Raw genomic sequence first — 2,302 nt, 5'->3', positions numbered from 1 at the left:
ATCGTCGAGGTCGGCACGTTGACGACGGCGATCGTGTGCACGCCTTCCGCCTTGGCGTAGCGCAGCGCCGCCAGCGTGTCGGCGGTCTCGCCGGATTGCGAGATGAAGATGGCCAGGTCGCCCTTGCGCAAGGGCGCCTCGCGGTAGCGGAACTCGGAGGCGACATCGACCTCGACCGGGACGCGCGCAAAGCGCTCGAACCAATATTTTGCGACGAAGCCGGCATAGCTCGCGGTACCGCACGCCGTGATGTTGATGCGGCGGATATCACTGAAGTCGAACGGCAGCTTGACGGGCAGCGAGACCCGCTCCGTCGCCATGTCGACATAGCGCGCCAGCGTGTGGCCGACCACTTCAGGCTGCTCGTGAATCTCCTTGGCCATGAAGTGGCGGTAATTGGCCTTGTCGACCAGCGAGGTCGAGGCAGCGTGCCTGATCTTGTCGCGCTGGACGGCGTTTCCGTCCTTGTCGAAGATATCGGCGCTCTTGCGGGTCAGCACGACCCAGTCGCCGTCCTCGAGATAGCTGATCGTGTCGGTGAACGGGCCGAGCGCGATGGCGTCGGACCCGAGATACATCTCGCCGTCGCCGTAGCCGATCGCGAGCGGAGGGCCGTTGCGCGCCCCGATCAGGAGGTCGTGGTCGCCGGCGAAGATGAAGCCGAGCGCGAAGGCGCCGCGCAGGCGGGCCAGCGTCAGCTTGACGGCCTCGACCGGCTTGTTGCCGCGCGCCAGCAGATCGTCGACGAGGTGCAGCACGATCTCGGTGTCGGTCTCGGTGTGGAACACCGTACCCTTCGCCTCGAGTTCCTCGCGCAGCTCGCGGAAATTCTCGATGATGCCGTTGTGGACCACGGCGACGCGTTCGGTCGCGTGCGGATGGGCGTTGTTGACGGTCGGCTTGCCGTGGGTGGCCCAGCGCGTGTGACCGATACCGGTAGTGCCCTTGAGCGGTTCGGCTTCCAGCCGCTTCTCCAGATTCTTCAGCTTGCCCTCGGCGCGGCGGCGCTCGAGGCGCGCACCTTCGAGCGTGGCGACGCCCGCGGAATCATAGCCGCGATATTCGAGACGTTTGAGCGAATCCACCAATTGCTCTGCAACCGGCTCGCGCCCGAGAATGCCGACAATCCCGCACATGCGGACACTATCCCCCAAATCGTCGAAAAATCGCCTAAACGACGCGTTCGGTTTTTAGCGAAATTCGATGGGAACCAGATACTCAATAATTATTGCTGATTGAGACAGCGCTGACTCCCGATCCGAGCTTCGCCTGCGTCGAATTGGCCGATCTTAATCCGCGCGCGTTAACTCGTTGTCAACGGATTTGGCCAACGATTCCGGTCAGGAGAACAAGGCCATGAAAGGCTCTTCCGACCGCAAAGGTCTATCACCGATGTCCGTGCGTGCCAGCGAGACCACGGGCACGCACCTCGCGCATTGGCCGCCGCCCCAGCGCGGCAAGGAAAGCAAGCCCGTCTTCATGAAGCATCCGGAAGGCGAGCCGGTGAAGCGCGCCAAGCCGCGCGGCTGGCGCCTGACCCGCGCGATCTTCTCCGAATTCGCCGACGAATAACGGTCCCGCTCACTTCTGCGGCGTCTTGCCGCCCGTCTTCATCTCGCGATAGCGCGCCGCGCCGCCTTCGCGGATGGTCTGCGGGCTCCGCTCCAGCGCCATCGCGTCGTCGGGGACATCCTTCGTGATCACCGAGCCCGAGCCGATATAGGCGCCGTTGCCGATCGTCACCGGGGCGACCAGCGAGGAATTGGTGCCGACGAAGGCGCCCTGCCCGATCACCGTCTTGTGCTTCTTGAAGCCGTCGTAGTTGCAGGTGATGGTGCCGGCGCCGATGTTGGAATTGGCCCCGACGGTGGCATCGCCGATATAGGAGAGATGGTTGACCTTGACGCCGGCCTCCAGCGTCGCCGCCTTGGTCTCCACGAAATTGCCGATGCGGGCGCCGTCGCCGAGCGAGGTGCCGGGACGCAGCCGCGCATAGGGGCCGATCGAGACATTCTTGCCGAGCGTGGTCTCGACGATGTGCGAGAACGAATGGATCACCGCGCCGTCCGCGATCGACACCCCGGGGCCGATCACCACGAATGGCTCGATGGTCACGTCCTTGCCGAACACCGTGTCGGCGGACAGATACACCGTCTCCGGCGCGATCAGCGTCACCCCGGCCTCCATCGCGGCCTTGCGCAAGCGCGCCTGCATCACGCTTTCCGCTTCCGCGAGCTGCGCCTTGGTGTTGATGCCGCGCACCTCGTCCTTGCAATTGGCCACACCATCATCGCCCTCGAGG

Annotated in this window: 3 protein-coding genes; 1 reads left to right on the top strand and 2 read right to left on the bottom strand. The window is 64.5% G+C overall.

Annotated features, from left to right (window positions below):
• The coding region (glmS, locus tag JHD07_RS32600) for a glutamine--fructose-6-phosphate transaminase (isomerizing) (protein ID WP_291629608.1) at positions 1-1,136 on the bottom strand (1,136 nt) is incomplete at its 3' end.
• 220 nt (positions 1,137-1,356) lie between these two features.
• Between glmS and JHD07_RS32595 the strand changes: the two genes are divergently transcribed.
• Positions 1,357-1,572 carry a hypothetical protein gene (locus JHD07_RS32595; RefSeq protein WP_291629606.1) on the top strand — a complete coding sequence of 72 codons (216 nt, stop codon included), beginning with the start codon at positions 1,357-1,359 and terminating at the stop codon, positions 1,570-1,572.
• Positions 1,573-1,581: 9 nt separating this feature from the next.
• On the opposite strand, the gene JHD07_RS32590 is transcribed toward JHD07_RS32595, so the two are convergent.
• Positions 1,582-2,302 (bottom strand): DapH/DapD/GlmU-related protein (locus tag JHD07_RS32590; RefSeq protein WP_291629604.1); only part of this gene is annotated, 721 nt, incomplete at its 5' end.

Source organism: Bradyrhizobium sp., from assembly GCF_016462955.1.
In the GTDB taxonomy this organism is placed as follows: Bacteria; Pseudomonadota; Alphaproteobacteria; order Rhizobiales; family Xanthobacteraceae; genus Bradyrhizobium.
Note: the sequence above shows the minus strand (reverse complement) of the source record. Positions and strands in the feature narration are given on the sequence as shown.

Excerpts from the sequence above, each read along its gene's own strand:
- JHD07_RS32595 (WP_291629606.1), top strand. The coding sequence starts at position 1,357 with ATGAAAGGCTCTTCCGACCGCAAAGGTCTATCACCGATGTCCGTGCGT.